Raw genomic sequence first — 2,824 nt, forward strand, 5'->3', positions numbered from 1 at the left:
GGGGGGGGGGGGCCCGGGCCTGGCGGCGCGGCGGGGAGCCCTCCGCCAGACGGGTGAACTGGCTGGCGGTGAGGGTCTCGTGCTCGACCAGCGCCTGCGCCACGCGGTCGAGCGCCGGCCGGTCGCCGGCGAGGATCGCGTAGGCCCGGTCGTAGGCCTCGTCCATCACGGCGCGGATCTCGGCGTCGATGATCCGTGCGGTCTCCTGCGAGTGCGCCGGCGAGCCGTTGCCCGTGAGGTCGGAGTACGAGCGCGGCCCGAGGGTGGGGCTCATCCCCAGGTCGCAGATCATCTGCCGGGCGATGCGGGTGGCGCGCGCCAGGTCGTCGGCCGCGCCGCTGCCCGGGTCGTCGAAGACCAGCTGCTCGGCGACCCGCCCCCCGAGCAGCGTCGCCATCTCGTCCACCATGCTGGCCCGGGAGTGCATGCGCCGGTCGTCGCTGTCGTCGGAGTGCCAGGTGAACCCCAGCGCCTTGCCGCGCGGCATGATGCTGAGCTTGTGCGGGACCCGCCCCCCGGGCACGGCTCGCCCCACGAGCGCGTGGCCGGCCTCGTGGTAGCCCACGATGGTCTTGTGCTCGTCGCTCAGCGCGTGGCGGCGCGACCCGATGCCGAGCATGCTGCGCTCGATCGCCTCCTCGAGGATGCCCATGGTGAGCAGGTGCTCGCCCCGGCGGGTGGCGAGCAGGGCGGCCTCGTTGATGACGTTGGCCAGATCCGCGCCGGAGAAGCCGGGGGTGATGCCCGCGATGGCGTCCAGGTTCACATCGGCCGCGAGCGGCTTCTCGGCGGCATGCACGGCCAGGATGGCGGCGCGCCCCTCACGGTCGGGCAGCTCCACGGTCACCTGCCGGTCGAACCTGCCGGGCCGCACCAGCGCCGGGTCGAGCATGTCGGGGCGGTTGGTCGCGGCCATCACGATCACCGCGGAGCGCTTCTCGAACCCGTCGAGGGCGACGAGGATCTGGTTGAGGGTCTGCTCGCGCTCGCCGGCGCCGCCGCCCTCGCCGGTGCGGCGACCACCGACGGCGTCGATCTCGTCGATGAACAGGATGGCGGGCGCGGCGGCGGTGGCCTCGGCGAAGAGGTCGCGCACCCGGGCGGCACCCTGCCCCACGTAGATCTCGACGAAGTCGGTGCCCGAGGCGGAGAAGAAGGCCGCGTTGGCCTCGCCGGCCACGGCCCGCGCCAGCAACGTCTTGCCGCAGCCGGGGGGGCCGGCGAGGAGGATGCCACGGGGGGGACGCGCTCCCATCTCCGCGAACCGCTCCGGAGCGGCGAGGAAGTCGCGCACCTCGGTGAGCTCGTCGATCGCGTCGTTGGCTCCGGCGACGTCGGCGAACGTCACCCGCTCGTTCGCGCTGGTGGAGCGCTTGCCGATGCTGCGGTCGCGCAGGGACAGGCGCCGCTGGCGCTCGGGCGCCTCGATGATGCGCTCCAGCGCCGTGAGCAGCTGGGCCTGCCCGATCGCCGAGCCGCTGGCCCGTGCGGTGAGCAGTGCCGCCTCGTTCACGACGCTGGCGAGGTCCGCACCGGTCATGCCGAGGGCCTTGCGGGCGATCTCGCGGAGGTCGACGTCGGCGGCCAGCGGCTTGCCCTTGGCGTGCAGCTCCAGGATCTGCAGGCGGCCCGCCTCGTCCACCCGTTCCAGACCGATGGCCCGGTCGAAGCGGCCGGGGCGCAGCAGCGCCGGGTCGAGGGTGTCGGCCCGGTTGGTGGCGCCGAGCACGATCACGCCCTCGGTGGCCGAGAACCCGTCCATCTCGGCGAGGATCTGGTTGAGGGTCTGCTCCTGCTCGTCGCTGGACCCCGCCGCGCTGCCGCCGCCGCCGCCGGCGCTGCGGCGACGCCCCACCGAGTCGAGCTCGTCGATGAACAGGATGGCCGGGGCGTTCTCCCGCGCCTCCTTGAACATCTCGCGGACCCGTGACGCGCCCACGCCGACGTACAGCTCGACGAAGTCCGAGCCCGAGATGCTGTAGAAGGACGCGCCGGCCTCGCCCGCGAGCGCGCGCGCCAGCAGCGTCTTGCCGCACCCGGGCGGGCCGTACAGCAGCACGCCCTTCGGCACCGTCGCGCCGACCGCCGCGAAGCGGCCGGGGTCGGACAGGAACGACGACAGCTCACGGAGCTCGGCGACCGCCTCGTCCTGGCCGGCCACGTCGGCGAACGAGACGGACTGGTCCTCGGGCTCGATCTTGCGTGCGCCGCTCGACGTGGAGAACAGCCCGCTGCCGCTGCGGAACGACACGATCAGGTAGATGAACACCACGACGATGATGAGCGCGGGCAGCGCGATCGACGCGTTGCCCACGAGCGTCTTGCTGTACTGCTGGTCGATGCTGAACGGCACACGGTTGGCGATCAGCAGGTCGGCGAGGCGCTCCCGCAGACCCTGCGACTGGAAGTAGCGCATGTGGTAGGGCGCCACGGTGCCGTCCTCGCGCTGATACGTGCCGGCAACGATGCCGTCGAAGTCGAGGATCTGGGCGTCGATGACCTGGCCCTCGTCGACAAGGTCGATGTACTCGGTGAGCAGCAGCTCCTCACCGCTGACGGTGGGCCGGCCCCACACGAGCACCGCCACCCAGGCCGCCAGCAGGATGATGACCGCCAGCCCGGACAGCAGTCCGACCCGGTTCTTGGGCCTGTCCGAGGGGCCCTTGCCCTTGCGCTTCCGCTTGTCTGCCACGCATCGCCTCCAGCGTCCAACGGTACCAGCACACAGCGGGAAACGCGGTTCAGCAGGGGATGTTCGACCGGGTTGCCGCACGCCGTGGGGGGGGGGGGCCCCCCCCCCCCCCCCCCCCGCCACCCCCCCCCC

Annotated in this window: 1 protein-coding gene; it reads right to left on the reverse strand. The window is 72.9% G+C overall.

The features are described from left to right. Nucleotides 1-2,692 (reverse strand): ATP-dependent zinc metalloprotease FtsH (gene ftsH / locus WD250_02385; protein ID MEX2619045.1); only part of this gene is annotated, 2,692 nt, incomplete at its 3' end. Nucleotides 2,693-2,824: the final 132 nt, after the last annotated feature.

Source organism: Egibacteraceae bacterium (genome assembly GCA_040905805.1).
Taxonomy (GTDB): domain Bacteria; phylum Actinomycetota; class Nitriliruptoria; order Euzebyales; family Egibacteraceae; genus DATLGH01.